Genomic DNA, 905 nt, shown 5'->3' with positions numbered 1-905 from the left:
AATGCCGGGCTATGCGACCGGCGGCTTCTTTTTGCCATCTTTGGGTTCCTTTTGCTGGTCCCTATGACCAGCTCAGGCCCCGACCGTTCCACTTACCGACCTTGTCCGAAATTCCGGCGCCACCTCTGGGGCAAGTCCAACCTGCGAGATTGAGTCTCGCGCTGGTTACGACGGCTACAAGCGCAAGCGCCTTAGCAAGGTCAACATGGGCTATTGATACCCTAGTGCAGTTGCTCGCGGTGCATGTGACGCCGGCCAGTGATCAGGTGCACGCGCAGCTAGGAGAACTGATGCGTCAAGTCATGGTGGCCGGTATGCTCGCACAGTCGGCCCACGCCGCGTCTGAGGGGCGACCACAGGTATGGGGTTACGACTACGGCACCTTATGACGGGTGGCCGCATGATTAAATGTTAGCGCCGATGTAAAACTGAGCGGGTCAGAATTCAACCGGCGTTGACAATTAAATCCATGCCAACCGATTCTCGGCCGATGCGTTACGACATCACACTGAGTGGAGGTGCGATTGATTTCCTGATGTGCGCGCAAAACGCCCGCCGGGGCAGCGTCGGCGGTTGATGTCGCACAGCAGACCGGACGTCCTGGTAAAGAACTTCCTTGAACACGCGCTGACTGTCCCTTCCCTGGATACATCCATTGGGACAGTTCAGTGCTCTTAACGTCACGTTCCTGATTCCATTGTTACGTTGGAGCATCCTGCGTGGACAAAGGCTCATGCAACGATGGCTCTCTTCATGTGCGACAATAATTCGCTTAACTGTAAGCGGCCAGCAAACCCGTCTTGACGAATTGAGCTAAGCGACCGCAACTGTCGGCTGCCAGCGATGAGGCAGCAATGTTGCGACGTCGCTGGCCCTGTGGGTCGGCAATCGCGTGAGGACGTCCT

Annotated in this window: 1 pseudogene; it reads left to right on the top strand. The window is 56.8% G+C overall.

Annotated features, from left to right (window positions below):
• Positions 1-139 precede the first annotated feature (139 nt).
• Positions 140-311: pseudogene (locus VSR82_RS39835) on the top strand (IS5/IS1182 family transposase); the annotation flags it as partial.
• Between the last annotated feature and the right edge of the window lie 594 nt (positions 312-905).

This window comes from Burkholderia sp. JPY481, from assembly GCF_038900515.1.
GTDB classification, from domain to species: domain Bacteria; phylum Pseudomonadota; class Gammaproteobacteria; order Burkholderiales; family Burkholderiaceae; genus Paraburkholderia; species Paraburkholderia youngii.
Note: the sequence above shows the minus strand (reverse complement) of the source record. Positions and strands in the feature narration are given on the sequence as shown.